The 15,759-nt window shown below is 66.8% G+C and carries 12 protein-coding genes; 1 reads left to right on the top strand and 11 read right to left on the bottom strand.

Annotated features, from left to right (window positions below; translation table 11 throughout):
* Nucleotides 1–4 precede the first annotated feature (4 nt).
* The 7 genes from HZS63_RS05150 to mltA form a co-directional block, all read right to left on the bottom strand.
* On the bottom strand, nt 5–1,048 hold the full coding sequence (locus HZS63_RS05150; RefSeq protein ID WP_180682984.1) for an ABC transporter ATP-binding protein: 1,044 nt from the start codon (nt 1,046–1,048) through the stop codon (nt 5–7).
* Entirely contained in the window at nt 1,045–2,049 is a 1,005-nt protein-coding gene (locus HZS63_RS05145) for an ABC transporter ATP-binding protein (RefSeq protein WP_180682983.1), read from the bottom strand. The genes HZS63_RS05150 and HZS63_RS05145 overlap by 4 nt, the downstream gene beginning before the upstream one ends.
* A gap of 10 nt (nt 2,050–2,059) precedes the next feature.
* Nucleotides 2,060–2,971: an ABC transporter permease gene (locus HZS63_RS05140; protein WP_180682982.1), complete on the bottom strand. Its 912-nt coding sequence runs from the start codon at nt 2,969–2,971 to the stop codon at nt 2,060–2,062.
* Nucleotides 2,972–2,989: 18 nt separating this feature from the next.
* Entirely contained in the window at nt 2,990–3,970 is a 981-nt protein-coding gene (locus tag HZS63_RS05135) for an ABC transporter permease (protein WP_180682981.1), read from the bottom strand.
* 61 nt (nt 3,971–4,031) lie between these two features.
* Entirely contained in the window at nt 4,032–5,603 is a 1,572-nt protein-coding gene (locus HZS63_RS05130) for an ABC transporter substrate-binding protein (protein WP_180682980.1), read from the bottom strand.
* A 105-nt stretch (nt 5,604–5,708) separates the two neighbouring features.
* On the bottom strand, nt 5,709–6,764 hold the full coding sequence (locus HZS63_RS05125) for a 6-phosphofructokinase (RefSeq protein WP_180682979.1): 1,056 nt from the start codon (nt 6,762–6,764) through the stop codon (nt 5,709–5,711).
* 20 nt (nt 6,765–6,784) lie between these two features.
* Nucleotides 6,785–8,104, bottom strand: a complete 1,320-nt coding sequence (gene mltA, locus HZS63_RS05120; RefSeq protein WP_180682978.1) for a murein transglycosylase A — start codon at nt 8,102–8,104, stop codon at nt 6,785–6,787.
* Here mltA and HZS63_RS05115 point away from each other — a divergent pair.
* Nucleotides 8,037–8,195 (top strand): hypothetical protein, encoded by a 159-nt coding sequence (locus tag HZS63_RS05115; RefSeq protein ID WP_180682977.1) that lies wholly within the window; start codon nt 8,037–8,039, stop codon nt 8,193–8,195. The two genes, mltA and HZS63_RS05115, sit on opposite strands and share 68 nt — an antisense overlap.
* Nucleotides 8,196–8,198: 3 nt before the next feature.
* Here HZS63_RS05115 and HZS63_RS05110 read toward each other — a convergent pair whose 3' ends face one another.
* Genes HZS63_RS05110 through HZS63_RS05095 form a run of 4 tightly spaced genes read right to left on the bottom strand, consistent with a single transcriptional unit; the run spans nt 8,199 to nt 15,752 of the window.
* Nucleotides 8,199–8,831 (bottom strand): response regulator transcription factor, encoded by a 633-nt coding sequence (locus tag HZS63_RS05110; RefSeq protein WP_180682976.1) that lies wholly within the window; start codon nt 8,829–8,831, stop codon nt 8,199–8,201.
* 10 nt (nt 8,832–8,841) lie between these two features.
* A complete protein-coding gene (locus tag HZS63_RS05105; protein WP_343039951.1) occupies nt 8,842–10,863 on the bottom strand; it encodes a two-component system sensor histidine kinase NtrB in 2,022 nt (673 codons plus the stop codon).
* Entirely contained in the window at nt 10,864–11,670 is an 807-nt protein-coding gene (locus HZS63_RS05100; RefSeq protein ID WP_180682975.1) for a carbon-nitrogen hydrolase family protein, read from the bottom strand.
* Entirely contained in the window at nt 11,667–15,752 is a 4,086-nt protein-coding gene (locus tag HZS63_RS05095) for a YhdP family protein (RefSeq protein ID WP_180682974.1), read from the bottom strand. The genes HZS63_RS05100 and HZS63_RS05095 overlap by 4 nt, the downstream gene beginning before the upstream one ends.
* Nucleotides 15,753–15,759: the final 7 nt, after the last annotated feature.

The raw sequence follows: 15,759 nt of genomic DNA, 5'->3' as shown, positions 1-15,759 counted from the left end.
CGTATCAGATCCGCCCTTCCTCCACCGCATGGCACGCCACGCGAATGCCCTGGACATCCTGCATGACCGGGCGCTCGGCCTTGCACCTCGCATGGGCGTGCGGGCAGCGCGGGTGGAAAGCGCAACCGCTCGGCGGGTTCAGCGGGTTGGGCACCTCGCCCTGCACCGGCGTGCGCGCACGGCCCGTGTCGTGCAACTTGGGAATGGCATCGAGCAGCATGCGGGTATAAGGATGCCTGGGCCGGCTGAACAGCGTGGCCTTGTCGGCCAGCTCCACCAGCCGGCCCAGGTACATCACCCCCACTTGGTCGCTCACATGCCGCACCACCGCCAGGTTGTGGCTGATGAACAGATACGTCAGCCCTTGCTCGCGCTGCAAGTCCTTCATGATGTTGAGCACCTGGGCCTGAACGCTCACGTCCAGCGCGGAGGTGGGTTCGTCACACACCAGGAATTCGGGGTGCGTGGCCAGGGCGCGCGCGATCGAAATCCGCTGACGCTGGCCACCCGAAAACTGGTGCGGGTACTTGATCATGTCCAGCGGGCTCAGGCCGACCGATTGCAGCAATTCGCCGACACGCTGCTTGACTGCATGGGCGTCACTCATCAAGCCGTGTTCGCGCAGGGGCTCGGCCACGATGTCGGCCACTCGCCAGCGCGGATTGAGGCTGGCATAGGGATCTTGGAAAATCATTTGAATGCGCCGGCACAGCACTCGCCCCTGCGGCGTGGCGTAAGCGGCGTGGGCGTCCTGCCCGTCGAAGATGAAGCGGCCGCGCGTGGGGCCATAGAGCCCGACCAGCAGGCGGGCCACCGTGCTCTTGCCGCAGCCGGACTCGCCCACCAGTGCCAGCGTCTGGCCGCGCCGGATCTCGAAGCTCACGCCATCGACGGCATGCAGGAGCTGGCGCGGTTTGCGTTCCAGCACCCGGTTCAGCCAGGGAGCGGACACATCGAAGGTACGGGCCAGGTCGTGCGCCTGGACCAACGGAGCCGAATCATCGGCGGCGGGTGAGGGTGCGGTCATCGGTTCCATGACGAAGCTCATGCGACGGCCTCCGGTTGGGAAGATGTCGGTGGCACGGCAGCGCCGGCTTCGTGCAGCCAGCAGGCGGCGCGGGTGGGGCCAGCCAGCATCAGATCAGGACGGTCACTGGTGCAGCGCAGGAAGGCATGTGCGCAACGCGGGTTGAAGGCGCAGCCCGCGGGAATGGCATTGAGCCGCGGCATGGCTCCGTCGATCTGATGCAGGCGCTCGCGCTCGACCTCCATATCGGGGATGCAGCTCATGAGGCCACGGGTGTAGGGATGCGCCGGCCGGTTGATCACCTCATGCACCGGCCCGATCTCGACCACCCGTCCGGCATACATCACGGCCACACGATCACAGGTTTCGGCGATCACGCCCATGTCGTGCGTGATCAGCATCACCGCCGCTCCGCGCTCCTTGCAGATGGTCTTGAGCAGCGTGATGATCTGCGCCTGGATGGACACGTCCAGCGCCGTCGTGGGCTCGTCGGCCACGATGAGCTTGGGTTCGGCCGCCAGGGCGAGGGCGATCACCACGCGCTGGCGCATACCACCGCTGAACTGGTGCGGGTAGTGGTCGATGCGCTCCTCGGCCGCCGGGATTCCTGTATCTTTGAGCAGCTGGATGGCGCGCCGGCGCGCCTCGGCCGCTGTCACCGGCAGGTGGGTGGTGATGGTCTCGATCAACTGACGGCCGATCGAGTACAGCGGGTTCAGCGAGGTCAGCGGATCCTGGAAGATGGCTCCGATCTGGCGACCGCGCACCCGGCGCATCTCGTCGTGCGGGAGGTTGTCGATGCGACGGCCTTCCAGCAGGATCTCGCCGCCAGCGATCCGCCCGGGGGGCTCCAGCAGACCGATGATGGACGCCCCCGTGAGGGATTTGCCCGCACCGGATTCACCCACCACACCCAGGATCTCGCCAGGCGCGATGTCGAAGGACACGTCATCCAGGGCGCGCAGGGTGCCCCGGCGGCCTGGAAATTCGACCACCAGGTTCTTGACTTGCAACAGGCTCATGGTCGGCTCCTCAGCGCAGTCGGGGGTTGAGGGCGTCGCGCAGCCAGTCGCCCAGAAGGTTGACGCTCAGGGCAATCAGCACCAGCACCATCCCTGGGAAGATGGTGATCCACCACTCGCCCGAGAACAGGTAGTCGTTGCCGATGCGGATCAGCGTGCCGAGGGACGGCGACGTGGGCGGAGCGCCCACGCCCAAAAAGGAGAGCGTGGCCTCGGTGATGATGGCCGTGGCCACCTGGATGGTGGCCAGCACCAGCACCGGGCCCAGCACGTTGGGCAGCACGTGCTTGCGCATGATGCGCAGCGGCGCCACGCCGATGACGCGTGCCGCCTGCACGTACTCCTTCTGCCGCTCCACGAGGGTGGAGCCCCGCACCGTGCGGGCGTACTGCACCCAGCCCGTGAGCGAGATCGACAGGATGAGCACGCCGAAGGCCAGCGTCTCGTGCGCGTTCGGGAACAGTGCGCGGCCCACACCGGCGATCAGCAAGGCCACCAGGATGGCGGGAAAGGACAACATCACGTCGCACAGGCGCATGAGGAAGGCGTCAAGCCAGCCGCCGAGGAAGCCGGCCAGCAGGCCCAACGTGACGCCGACCAGCACCGACAGCACGACCGACGCCACGCCCACGGCCAGCGAGATGCGTGCACCGTACATGAGAGCCGATAGGATGTCACGGCCCTGGTCGTCGGTGCCCAGCGGGAAGGCCCAGACCCCGTCTTCGCTCCAGGCGGGCGGCAGGCGGGCGTTGCTCAGTTCGAGGGTCGCCAGGTCGAACGGGTTGTGCGGCGCCACCCAGGGGGCGAACGCAGCGCAGAACACGCAGATGAAGGCGATCACGGCGGCCGTGATCGCGGTTGGGGACGTGCGAAAGCTGTAACCGATATCGCTGTCGAACCAGCGTTTGAGTGTGGAAATCATGAGCGGGGGGTCACCTCTTCAATGACCGCTGGCCTTGTCGAGGCGCAGGCGCGGATCGACGGCAAAGTACAGCAGATCGACGATCAGGTTGATGACGACGAAGATGAGGGCGATCAGGCACAGGTAGGCGGCCATGACCGGGATGTCGGCGAAGGTCACCGCCTGGATGAACAACAGCCCCATACCGGGCCATTGGAACACCGTCTCGGTGATGATGGCGAACGCGATCAGGCCGCCAAGCTGCAGCCCGGTGATCGTCATCACCGGCACCAGCGTGTTCTTGAGCGCATGGCCGAAGTGCACCGCCCGGTCGCTGAGGCCGCGGGCACGCGCAAACTTGATGTAGTCGGTGCGCAGCACCTCCAGCATCTCGGCGCGCACCAGCCGCATGATCAACGTGAGCTGGAAGATGGCCAGGGTCACCGCCGGCAACGTGATGTGGTGCCAACCCTTGGCGGTGAGCAGGCCCGTGGTCCAGCCGCCGATGTTGACCACCTCGCCACGGCCGAAGCTCGGAAACCAGCCCAGCTGCACCGCGAACACCAGAATCAGCAGGATACCAATCAGGAACGTGGGCAGTGACACGCCCAGCAGCGAGACGGTCATGAACACCTGGCTCAGGAAGGAGCCCCGGCGCAGTGCGGCATACACCCCCATGGGAATGCCCACCACCAGCGCCATGAACGCGGCCACCAACGCCAGCTCCAGCGTGGCAGGAAAACGTTCGGCTATCAATTGGGACACCGGCACCCCCTGACGCAGACTGATACCAAACTGCCCCTGGGCGGCGTTGCTAAGGAAATGCCAGAACTGGATCACGAAAGGCTGGTCCAGGCCGAGGGCGGCACGCATTTCTGCCACCTGCTCGGGGGTAGCGTCCTGCCCCAGCAAAAAGATGATCGGGTCGCCCACGTACTGGAACAGCATGAACGAGACGAAGGCCACGGCGACCATGACAAGCATGGCCTGACCGAGCCTTCGCAGAATGAAAGCCAGCATGTCGGTAAGTCCAATGAGAGGCGTCGACTCGACGCCCCGTGTGGAAACGATTCGTGAGGGGTCAGTTGACCTTGATCAGACGCCAGTCGAGGCGGTTGTCGGCGCGATGCACCACCTCGATGTTGCGCTTCATCGCCCAAGGAATGACCTGGTTGTGCAGCGGAATGTGCGCCACGTCGTCGTTCTGCAATTGCAACGCCTCGGTCATGAGCGCGGTGCGCTTGGCCGTATCCATCTCGACCTTGATCTGATCGATCAAAGCATCCATCTTGGGGTTGCTGTAGCGGCCGACATTGTAGTTCCCATCACCCCCTGGTCCAGGCGTACGCACCAGCGATTGCAGAGAATACAGCGCATCGAAGGTGGGCACACCCCAGCCCAGCATGTAGATACTGGCCTCGTGCCGCTGGATCATCGGGAAGTAGGTGACCAGCGGCATGGTGCGCAGCTTGGCGCGCACTCCAATGCGCGCCCACATGGCCGTGACGGCCTGGCAGATTTGCTCGTCGTTGATGTAGCGGTTGTTCGGACAGGCAAAGTCCACCTCGAAGCCGTTGGGGTATCCGGCATCAGCCAGCAGTTTGCGGGCCGCTTCTACGTCGTAGGGCAAGCGCTTGTGCACCGCCTCCGTCCAGCCAGCCACCTGCGGTGCCACCAAGGCACCAGTGGCCTGGCCCAGGCCGCGCATGGTGACGCGGGTAATGGTGTTGGCGTCGATGGCCTGGTACAGCGCCTTGCGCACGCGCACGTCTTTCAGCGGATTCTTGCCCTTGACGTCGCTGCCCACGAGTTCGTCACGGTACTGGTCCATGCCGAAAAAGATGGTGCGATTCTCGATGCCGTCGATCACCTTCAGGTTGGGATTGGAGCGGATGCGCGGCAAATCCTGTGGGCTGGGGTCGAGCACGAAATCGACCTCACCCGACAGCAGGGCAGCCATGCGGGTAGCCACGGCGCTGACGGGGGTGTAGATGATTTCGGTCACGTTGGTGGGCGCAGTGCCCCACCAGTTTGGGTTGCGCGTCAATACCAGGCGCTGATCCGGCTGCCATTCCTTGAGCATGAAGGGACCGGTGCCCATGGCGTTGCGGTGCGCAAAGTTCTCGTCCTGGGTCTTGATGTCCTTCGGCGCGACCGAGTTGTTCTTCTCGGCCCAGGCCTTGCTCATCATGCGCAGCTCGGTCATCTGGTTGAGCAGCACCGGATTGAAGGCCTTGGTAAAGATATCAATGGTGTTGTTGTTGACTTTGACGACGCGGTCGATGCCCTGAATGTAAGGCGTGAAGTTGGAGGTGGGCGCCATCGCGCGCTGGATGGAGAACACCGCATCGTCGGCCGTGAAGTCGGAGCCGTCGTGGAATTTCACGCCGGTGCGCAGCGTCATGCGCAGCTGGGTTGGCGACACCTGCGTCCATGAGGTGGCGAGCACGGGCTCGATCTTGAACGTCTCACTGTTGTAGTAGACCAGGCTTTCATAGACCGCCGCGTGGATGCCGTTTTGCAGCGCGTTGTTCTGGGAGTGGATGTCCCAGGTGGCGATGTCGCTGGCGCTGGACCATTTGAAGGTCTTGGCATGCACCTGGGCGGCTCCCAGCGCCAGCAGGGCGGACAGAGCAATGAGTCGAAGCTTCATATACTTGACACCTAAAAAAATAATCAAAGACTTAACTTTGCAACATCTGTGCCTTCTGAGCCCTCAGGACTTACCCGAATCTATCACGGAAACGGCATCTGCAACTCAGGGCTCACCCAACGAGACGCCGATCTGGCGGGCGGTCTGCAACAACGGGTGATCGAGCGGCACCTGGCGGTGTTGGTGCGCCACCTCGGCCAGCGCGATGCTGTCGAGCCGTCCCTGCTGCAGCGTGACCATGCGATTGAACTGCCCGTGCATGACGAGCTGCGCGGCCTGGTTGCCGAACTGGGTGGCCAGCACCCGGTCGAACGGGGTGGGCGAGCCGCCACGCTGGACGTGGCCCAGCACGGTGGCACGCACCTCGCTTTGCAGGAGCGGCTGCAGCTGCTCGCGCAGGGCATGGGCCACGCCCCCGAGGCGGATCGGGTCCGGGCTGTCGGCGATGCGGCGCTCCACGGTGAGCGCGCCGCCTCGGGGTTTGGCGCCCTCGCCGATGCAAATCACGGTGTGGCGCTCGCGCTGCTCACGCTCGCGGCACACCCGGGCCACGGCCTCGATGTCGTAGTCGATTTCGGGCAGCAAAATCACATCGGCGGCGCCAGCAATGCCCGCCTCCAGCGCGATCCAGCCGGCATAGCGGCCCATGGTCTCGACGATCATGACCCGGCTGTGACTTTGCCCGGTGGTCTGGATGCGCTCCAGGGCATCGGTGACGGTGGCCACCGCGGTGTCGAAGCCGAAGCTGCGCTCGCAACCGACGATGTCGTTGTCGATGGTCTTGGGCACCCCGACGATGGGCAGCCCCTGCCGGGCCAGGCCATGCGCAATCGCCATGCTGCCGTCGCCGCCAATGACGACCAAGGCATCCAGCCCGAGGCGCTGGGCGTTGGCCAGGGTCTGGGCCGTGGCGTCGGGGGTGGCCAGCGGGTTGGCTTTGTTGCTGGTGCCCAGAATGGTGCCCCCGAGCATCAGGATGCCACTGACCGAGTCCCAGTCCAGCAAGCGGGTGCGGGTGGCGGGGCCCATGAGGCCGGCAAAGCCGTCCTCGATGCCGATGACCTGCGCGCCTGCCTGGCGCAACAGGGATTTGGTGACCGCCCGGATCACCGCGTTGAGACCGGGGCAGTCGCCACCGCCGGTCAGGACGCCGATACGCATGAGCTCCTCCTTGGCATGGATCAGGGCCGGGGCCACAGCGCCCACATCTGCAGCGGCTGCTTGATGCCGGCCGCGAGGGTGTAAGCTGCGTCGCCCCAACCGGTGAAGAAATCGGCCCGCACGGCGCCCACGATGGCACCGCCCGTGTCCTGCGCCATCACCAGCCGGCGCACATGCGCGTGCGGACCAGGTGAATGCACCCACACCGGGGTGCCGTAGGGAATGCTGTCGCGGTCCACCGCGATCGAACGCCCGGGGGTGAGCGCCACGCCCTGGGCCCCGCGTGGGCCGAACTGGGCATCGAGCTCGTTGAGCGGCTCCTCGCGAAAGAACACGGTGCGCGGATTGCTCCAGAGCATTTCGTCGATGCGGTCCGGGTTCTCGGCCGCCCAGGCGCGGATGGCTTCCCAGGTGCCATCACGGATGAGGCCGCGATCCAGCAACCAGCGCGCCACGCTGCGGTAGGGATGCCCGTTGTGGCCGGCAAAAGCCAGCCGCACGATCTGCTGCCGGCCATCGGGTTCGGTGAACACGATACGCCCGGACCCTTGAATCTGCAGCAGCAACGCATCCAGTGGATCGGCCAGCCAGGCGATCTCGCGTCCTTGCAACTGGGCCCGTGCGACGGGGTGATTGACCATCTGCTCGCGGGTGAACCAAGGCTGACCGGGGCGCAGCGTAGCGGGCAGGCTGTGCAGCGGGATCTGGTGCACCTCGTCGCGCGTGCGGCGTGCCGCCAGCACCGGTTCGTAATAACCCGTCAGCAAGCCCTGCGCCTGACCGCCCGGGGCCTGGACGCGGTAAGGCTGCAGGCGTCGCATGACCCAGGCGTGTTGCTCCTCTGTCGAGGCGATGCTGTGCTGGCGCACTTCGGCGCACAGGCTGCCGACGACCGGCGCGGGGCGTTCGCAGCTGCGCAGCCAGGCGTTCCAGGCTTCGTGCAGCGCATCGCGCCCCCAACCCGGGAGTTCACTCCAACGCACCGGCAGCCAAACGCTTTTGCCTCGTTGCAGGGGCGGGGGCAGGGGCTGGCTGTCGGCCCATTGCCAGGCAGCGTGCTCCGGGGTGACGACGGGATCGGGCCAGCCCTCGTCCAACGAGACGGGCGCAGCCACGGGCGGCGGCACGGGAGCCGGCTGCACGGGGGGCGTTGCCGGCACCGGCGTCGGGGTTTGCGGAATCGGCCGCGTGGCGCAGGCGGCCAGGGTGCCTACAATCAAGGGCCACGCCACCCTGCGCCCCGCGAGGCGCAACCACACCGTCCATGATCCCATGACTCTGTTGTTGCTCGAAATGTTGGGCGCCTTGCTCATCTTCCTGTTCATCATCTGGTGGACCATGTTTTCTGGGCGCAAGAAAGGCGAGCTGCCCGAGGACGTGGAACGCGAGAAGGCGCCACCACGCCAGGACCACGGGGAGCCGAAAGCCTGAGTGTCACAGATCGCGCAACAGGTTGACCAGTTCCACCGCCGAACGAACCCCCATCTTGTCGAACACATGGGCGCGGTGCACCTCCACGGTGCGCACGCTGATGCCCAGTTCGTCGGCCACGAGCTTGTTCGGCAACCCGGCCGCGATCAGCCGCATCACGTCGCGCTCGCGCTCGGTCAGCGCATCGACCCGGATGCGCAGTTCGCGGCGCGCCCGGCGTTGCGCCTGCACCTGAGCCGAGCGCACCAGGGCCTGCTCTACCCGATCCACGAGGGCGTTGTCGGAAAACGGTTTCTCGCAAAAGTCGAACGCTCCGCGCTTGACCGCATCGACCGCCGTCGAGACATCGGCATGTCCACTCAGGAAGATGACCGGCAGGCTGTCAAACCAGTCCAGCTCCCGCAACCGCTCGAACAAGGCCAAGCCGCTCACGCCGGGCATGCGCACGTCCAGCAGCAGACAGGCCGCAGAGCCGGGCTCGTCCCACTGGCGGGCTTCGTCCCAGAAACGCTCGGCGCTCTCATAGGGAATGCTCAACAGACGCCGGGTGCGCAGCAGCCAGCCGAGCGCGTCGCGCACACTGGCATCGTCATCCACCACATGGACACAGGCATCGGCCGCAAGCTGGGCATTCATCAGGTCGTGATCATAGAGTGTCGGCAGCGGGCAGGGTGAAACGGAACACCGTGCCACAGGGCTGTTGGGGCTCGAACCGCAGGCCTCCGCCATGCTGCTCCACCACCGTGCGGCACAGGTTCAACCCCAGGCCCATCCCCTCGGGCTTGGTGGTGAAGAACGGGGTGAAAAGCCGCTCGGCGTCCTCGGCGGAGATGCCCCGCCCGTGGTCCGCCACGGCGAATTCGACCCAGCGCTGGGTGCTGTGCGCCGACGCGCTGCGCACGGGCTGGGCGCTCAGACGCAAACGCCGCCGGCCACTGGGGGTGGACGGCTCGCCCGGCGGCATGGCTTGCATGCCGTTGCGCGCGAGATTGAGCAGCACCTGCTCGACCATGGTGCGGTCACACCAGACCGGCGGGCAGTCGTCGGCCACGCGGATGTCGAGCGCGATGCCGAGTTTGCGGGCCTGCAGTTGCAGCAGGGGCAGGATGGCGTCGAACAGCGCGGCCACGGGAACGGCCTCGCGTTCGCGCTCGCGCCGGCGCACCAGATCGCCGACGCTGCGGATGACACGCCCCGCACGCTCGGCCTGCTCCAGGATGCGCTGGATCGCGGTGCGCAGCTCGGTGGTGTCGGCGCCCGCCTGGTTGGGGCCGATCAGGTTGAGCACACCGGTGGCATAGCTGGCGATGGCCGCCAGGGGCTGATTCAGTTCATGGCTGATGAGCGAAGCCATTTCGCCGGCCATGGCCAGCCGAGCCGTGGCCTGCAACCGCTCCTGGGACGCGCGCGACATCTCCTCGCTGCGGCGTTGTTCGCTGAGGTCCAGGATGGCGCTCATCCAGCCGGTCTGGGTGCCTTGGGCGTTGATGAGCGGAGCCTCGATGATGAGCACGGGAAAGCGCGTGCCATCGGAACGCATGAATTCCGACTCGAAGCCCTCGCGCGGCAGCAAGCGCCCGGCCAGGCGCACCGCCAGCCGCTGGCGGTACTCTTCGATCTGCTCGGGCGGCCAGTAGGGCGCCGGCACACTGGTGCCCAGCAGCTGCTCGGCACTCAGCCCCACCATCTGACAAAACGCGGGGTTGACGTAGGTGATGCGTCCTTCCATGTCGCGCGCGCGCAGGCCCGTGACGAGCGAGTCTTCCATGGCCTTGCGAAACGCCAGCGCCTCGGCCAGTTTCTGTTCGGCGAGCTGGCGCAGGCGCAGGTCGCGCGCCAGCAACGCCAGCACCCCGAGCAAGCTCAGGGCCAGGACTGCGACGGCAACGGTGAGCACGTGAGGCAGCCAGCCGTCTGCGATCCGGGGCTGCTCCAGCCGCAGGATGTAAGTGGCGCCCGGCAAATCCACGAGCTGGTTCACGTGCATGACCGGCAGCCCGGTCGGCAGGTCACCCACGATCGTCAGACGCGTGCCGTCGGGCTCGGTCCACGCGACGCGCTGGCCGCGCCGCACCTCTGCGGGAATGAGCTCGGTCAGCAGGCCGGCCATGGCGTAGGTGGCTATGAGGTAGCCGTCGGCCTGTCCATCCCGGTTCAGCGGCAGGCACATCTCCATGAGTTCGATGCCTTGACCCTGGGCCAGGGGCCAGAAATAGCTGTTGGAATAGGCCGGCCCGCTGATGCGATCGGCATTGAGGCAGGCCTGGATGACATCGGGCAGCGCATCTCGCCGGGGCCGGTAGGCATAGACATCGGGCAAGTAAGGGGTGGGGCGAGTGGCCAGCGGGTTCAGGTCGCGGTCACGCCACTCCAGGTGCATGATCTCGCGCTGGGAGGCGAGGATGTCGGCGGCCAGACCGGGCCAGCTCGATGGCGTGGGCGCCAGGCTGTGCAAGGCCAGCAGGTTCTGTACGCTGCGCGTCAGACCGGTGCGCACGTCCATGCTCATGCTGGCGGCACTGCGCTCCAGCCGGGTCAGGGTCTGGGTTTCCTCGTACTCCCGCACCAGAAAGACCAGCACGGCCAGCAGGGCCATGACCAGCAGGCAGGTCAGGCCCCAGAGCAACCAGCGCCGCGACAGGCGCCCGAACCAAGGCACAGAGGCCACTTACAGGCGCCGGTGCTGCAGGGCGGGCAATTGCTGGCGTACCTGACGCAGCCGGTTCATATCGATGTCGGCGACGACCACGCCGGCGCCACTGGCACGCTGAGCAAGCACCACCCCCCAGGGGTCGATCACCATGCTTTGCCCCCAGGTCCGGCGGCCGTTCTCATGGTTACCGCCCTGGGCGCTGGCAAGCACATAGGCCTGGTTCTCGATCGCCCGGGCGCGCAGCAGTACCTCCCAGTGGGCTTGGCCGGTGGTGTGGGTGAAGGCTGCGGGCACGAGGAGCAGATCGGCGCCGAGCTGACGGTACAGCTCGGGAAAACGCAGGTCGTAACACACGCTCAGACCCACGCGCCACAGGTTGCCGCAAGCGTCGTGCAACTCGAAGGCGGTGGGCCTGTCGCCTGCGGCGAGCACGGCCGCTTCGTCGTAACGCTCGCGGCCATTGTCATAACGGAAGAGGTGGATCTTGTCGTAGCGTGCCACCACGCGGCCTCGGGGGTCATACACCAGAGAGGCGTTGGCAACGTGGGCCGGGTCTTCGGTGGTCATGGGCAGAGTACCGCCCACGATCCACAGGCCCAATTCGGCCGCGCTGCGGCCGAGGAAATCCTGGATCGGGCCGTTGCCTGGCGTCTCGGCAATGAGGAGCTTGTCGGCATCCTGACGGCCCATGAAACAGAAATACTCGGGCAGGACCGCGAGCTCGGCCCCGGCGTCGCGGGCCTGTTCCAGCAAGCCACGGGCCTGGGTCAGGTTGTCTTCCAGGCGGATGCCCGAAACCATCTGTATCGCTGCAACTTTCATGGGGAACTGATTCCTGGTGTGGAGAAGGAATCGACCGGACTGGCCGATCCGTTGCCTATGTTACGCCGTGTCACGCGCTCGACTTGGGGGTCGCTCCATGGGCCGGTGATGCGAAACTGGCGGGTCGCCGCTTCCTGCAACGGCTGGCGCAACAGAAACTGGGCCAAAAAGGTGCTCAACCCCGTGACCGGGCTGATGACGGTGGCCACCAGCGAGGCGGTACCGGCATTGAGCTCGGGAATCACCACGGCGGTGATGTCCTGGGTTTCTCGCACGATGTCGGCCTGCCCTTCCATCAGCACGGCGGCGCTGACGCCCTTCATCTGCAGGTTGTTGGTGTGGGCGACGCCCTCGGCGATGCGGGCGTCGCCGCGCAAGAAGTCAAACGCAAAGCCTTCACTGAACACGTCGCGGAAGTCCAGCGCCAGCCGGCGCGGCAACGACTGCAGGCTCAGCACGCCGAGCAGCTTGGCAATGCCAGGATCGGCGCGCAGGAACTGCCCTCGCTCCAGGTCGATACGCAGTCCGCCGCCTAGCGTGGGGGCATGGAAGGACATGGGCGAGCCCATCCAGCCGATGTGACCCTCGATCCGGCCTTTGCCACCACGCACCACGCCAGGCATGCCGAAACGGCCCAGCAACAGGCCGGCGTCGTCGATGTCGAGCTCGATGCGCAGCGCGGTGCGGCGCGCGCCGGTTGGTTCGCCGGCACTGGCGGCCCAGTTGCCACTGGCGCGCAAGCGCGCCTCCGGCACCTCCAGGTTGAGGGTGTTCAGCCGCCATTCGCTCACCTGCTCGCGCGCGGCGAGCACGGCTTGCCGGTTGACGGCCTGGATTTCCAGTCGCCCCAGGTCGAGGCCAGCCATGCGGAACCGGTCCACGACGAGATCGATCGCGGGTATCGCTTCGGGCTGGGCCTGCAACAAATGCTCCACCTCGGTGGCTCCCTGGGAAGTAAGGTCCAGACGCGAGAGGCGGGCTCGCAGTTGCCCCGGCAACTGGGGGGTGTTGGGGCGGTATTCGACTTGGCCGGCCATCTCGTTGGCCTCGACGGAGAAACGCCATTGCTCGCGCTCACGCGTGCCGTTGGCCACCACGTTCTGGAACACCCGGCCCGCTTGCTCGATGCGGCGCGCCGTCAGGGCGAACTGCGTAGGCCAATAGGCTTGACCGTCCAGCAGCCCGGCAGCACTTGGACCGCTCCCGGCACCGGACCACACACGCTCCCAGGCCGCGACATCGACATCGCCCAGATCGACCTGAGCCCGCACGCCCTGTGCCGGCAAGGCGGGGCGCTCGCTGCGCACCGCCACGCTGCCGCGCAACACCTTCAGCGCCGACCCGGCCCATTCGCGCTGGTAGAGCACGCCCAGCAGGGGGCGGGTACCGGCTCCGAGCTCGAAGCGCAGTTCATCGCGTTCGAGGCCGGCGGGCGCATCGGCAAGGGGCTGCACAACCAGGCGCAACGGCAGGATGGCGTCCGGGGCTTTGTCGAACGGTGCGGGCAGATCGAGTCCCAATCCCTGCAGCCCCGACTCGATGCGAATGCCCGTGCCCTGGGGGCCGAACGCCAGCTCGATCTTGTAGTTCGTCTGACCGCTTGCCACGCGCCCGAGTGGGGCGAGCCAGGGCCAATGCTGCTGACGGCTCAGCGCTTCGGCCGTGACCTGGCCCTGACCACGAAACACGACCCGGTCGCGCGCGCCCTCGTCGAGCAAGCGGCCGGAAAAGCGCAGCGTACCCCCGAGCAGCCGGGCGCTGGCCGACGCCACCTCGAAGCCCGTCTCGGTGAACTGCAACGCAGCCTGAACGCCTTGCAGACGCGGCGTCTCGGGGGTGATCTGCACATCATTGCCGGCCAGACGGACCTGACCTCGCACCCGAGCGGCGTCCACGTCCTCCAGCGGCAGGGCCAGCTCCAGATCCAACTCGACCGGGCCGGTGGCGCGTGCAGCCACGAGAGCTTCGGCAACCATACCTCGGACCAGGGAGCGGTTCACCAGGGCCAGGGCATCCTGGGCGGGTCCGCGCACCACCCCGCGCACATGGAGCAGGGGTTCATCGGCCGCAAAATCCGCAATCTCGGCCCGGGCCTGGAGCACCCGAATCTCTGGCCAGGCCTGGGCAGCGGCACGCGCCTCCTCGATCACGAGCCGGGTGCGGTCGATGTGCAGCCGGGCCTGCTCGACCCGCAGGCCTGGCCAGCCGAGACTGTCGGGCGGCAACAGGTAGGCGGGGGCATAGTCGAACACCACGTCGCTCAACTGGGCCGTGACTTCGAACGCACCGGTGCCGGCGACGTCGAACGGAAAATCCCACAGGTCGCCGCGGACACGGAAACGCCCGTCATGGGCCCTCCCCTCGCGGATCGCGGCCTGGAGATAGCGCCGCACGGTGGCGTCGATGGTTTGCGGCAGGTAGCGGTGAACGCGCGCGCCATCGGCCCGGTGGACGCGCGCCTCCAGATCCAACACCCCAGGAAACCGGGACTGCGCCGGACTGACGGCGGGATCGGCGGTGTGCCACTGGAGCCGGACGTCGGCATCGACATCGCGATTGACCAGTTGCAGGCGGGGGATGTCCACCCCGATCCGTTCACCGTTCACGGTCCAGGTCAGGCTGGCGACGAGGCGATCGACCTCCAGCCGGGGCTCCTCGAACAGGCCGGGAAACTCCAGATGCCCTGGCTGCAGAACGAGGTTGGCCTGCCCACCGTCGGGCGTCGCCCGAAAGACGACATCCGCCCCGCTCACGCCCGGCCGCCCCAGCTCGGCCCCGTTGTTGGTTCCGGCCGCCAGATCCAGTCCACGCAGGCGCCCCTCGGCCTCCCAGGTGGCGGGCCGTTGAGGAGTGGCGGCGGTCCAGTTCACGCGAAGGGTTTCCGCCAAGCCACGGGGAGCGGTGCGCTCCAGCCAGGGGCCGGCTTCGGCGGGCAAGGGCAGGTGCTGCGCCAGTTGCCGCAAGGCGGCCAGGTCGAGCTGCTCACCGGCCAACTCGAAACCGGTCAGCGTCCCGGACGGGTCCTGCACCTGCTCGTAGTGGATGTTCCCGCCGGGCCAGCGCACCCCTTCGCCCGTCACGAACGCCAAATGCTGCGTGCTCAGGCGGGTGGTGGCGCCGCGTCGTTGCAGATCCAGCCGGGTACGGAGCTCTTGCACGGCCAGCGGGCCTTCGACCCTTTCCCACTGGAGCGCCACCTGCCCCAGCGCCAGATCGGCGGTGACTTGCTGCACCACGCCCCGCTGCCAGTCCAGCCACAACCGGGCACCTCCCTGGCCACGCAGCAGATCCACCCCGAAGGCGGAACGGGTATCCACATAGGTCCCAAGCCCTTGCATGTCCACCCATGGCAGTTCGACATAGAGCACGCCGGTCCAATCGCGCACTTGCCCAGCCCGTGTCTGCCATACCGGACGGCTGAACTGTCCCTGCACCTGCAACCGCTGTCCCCAGTCCTCGGGCGGTGTCGCGTCCAGCCGGAACTGGTGCTGCCAGGCCACGTGACGGCTCACAAAGTCTATGCCTTGCAGTTCGAGTGGAGGGGCATGCGGGCGGCTGTCGTCGGTCCAGCGCAACGTGCCCTGCAGGATGGCGAACTCGGTCTGGGAAAAAAACCAATCGGCCAGCCGGCTCTCTCCGACCTCGGCATCCCCCCCCATGTCCATGCCACCCAGCAGCAGCCGGCCATCGGCCGTGCGCCGGATGTCGAGCACCGGCCGCTCGATCACCAATTGGTCAAAACCCATTCGCCACAGAGAGCGCACCGACAGCGCGGCCCGGACTTCGGCCAGCCGCAACGCCTCTCGCCCCTCGGCATCGCGCAGCACCACATCACGCAACTGCAGACTGGGTACCGGCCCGCTGGAGGCTGCCGTGACGGCACCGATGCTCACGGAGACCCCCAAGGCGCGTGAGGCCAAACGCTCCAGCACCGGACCCCATTCCCCGACTCGCGGCACAATGACCAGATGCAAAGCTCCCCAGCTCAGCGCAAACAGCAGCCATGCGGCGAACACCAGCCAGAGCAAAGCCCTGGCCAGTCCGGCCCAAAGGCGCAGCAGAGGCGCTGGCAAGGGGGTCACACGAGTA

Source organism: Tepidicella baoligensis, from assembly GCF_013432195.1.
Classification (GTDB): Bacteria; Pseudomonadota; Gammaproteobacteria; order Burkholderiales; family Burkholderiaceae_C; genus Tepidicella; species Tepidicella baoligensis.
The sequence above is the reverse complement of the archived record's forward strand: the minus strand, read 5'-3'. Positions and strand labels throughout refer to the sequence as shown.

Bases quoted from the DNA above. Each gene is read 5' to 3' on its own strand.
- HZS63_RS05140 (WP_180682982.1), bottom strand. From the start codon at position 2,971: ATGATTTCCACACTCAAACGCTGGTTCGACAGCGATATCGGTTACAGC.
- HZS63_RS05110 (WP_180682976.1), bottom strand. From the start codon at position 8,831: ATGAATGCCCAGCTTGCGGCCGATGCCTGTGTCCATGTGGTGGATGAC.
- HZS63_RS05115 (WP_180682977.1), top strand. From the start codon at position 8,037: ATGACTCTGTTGTTGCTCGAAATGTTGGGCGCCTTGCTCATCTTCCTG.
- HZS63_RS05130 (WP_180682980.1), bottom strand. From the start codon at position 5,603: ATGAAGCTTCGACTCATTGCTCTGTCCGCCCTGCTGGCGCTGGGAGCC.
- HZS63_RS05145 (WP_180682983.1), bottom strand. From the start codon at position 2,049: ATGAGCCTGTTGCAAGTCAAGAACCTGGTGGTCGAATTTCCAGGCCGC.
- HZS63_RS05125 (WP_180682979.1), bottom strand. From the start codon at position 6,764: ATGCGTATCGGCGTCCTGACCGGCGGTGGCGACTGCCCCGGTCTCAAC.
- mltA (WP_180682978.1), bottom strand. From the start codon at position 8,104: ATGGTCCACCAGATGATGAACAGGAAGATGAGCAAGGCGCCCAACATT.
- HZS63_RS05100 (WP_180682975.1), bottom strand. From the start codon at position 11,670: ATGAAAGTTGCAGCGATACAGATGGTTTCGGGCATCCGCCTGGAAGAC.
- HZS63_RS05150 (WP_180682984.1), bottom strand. From the start codon at position 1,048: ATGAGCTTCGTCATGGAACCGATGACCGCACCCTCACCCGCCGCCGAT.
- HZS63_RS05135 (WP_180682981.1), bottom strand. From the start codon at position 3,970: ATGCTGGCTTTCATTCTGCGAAGGCTCGGTCAGGCCATGCTTGTCATG.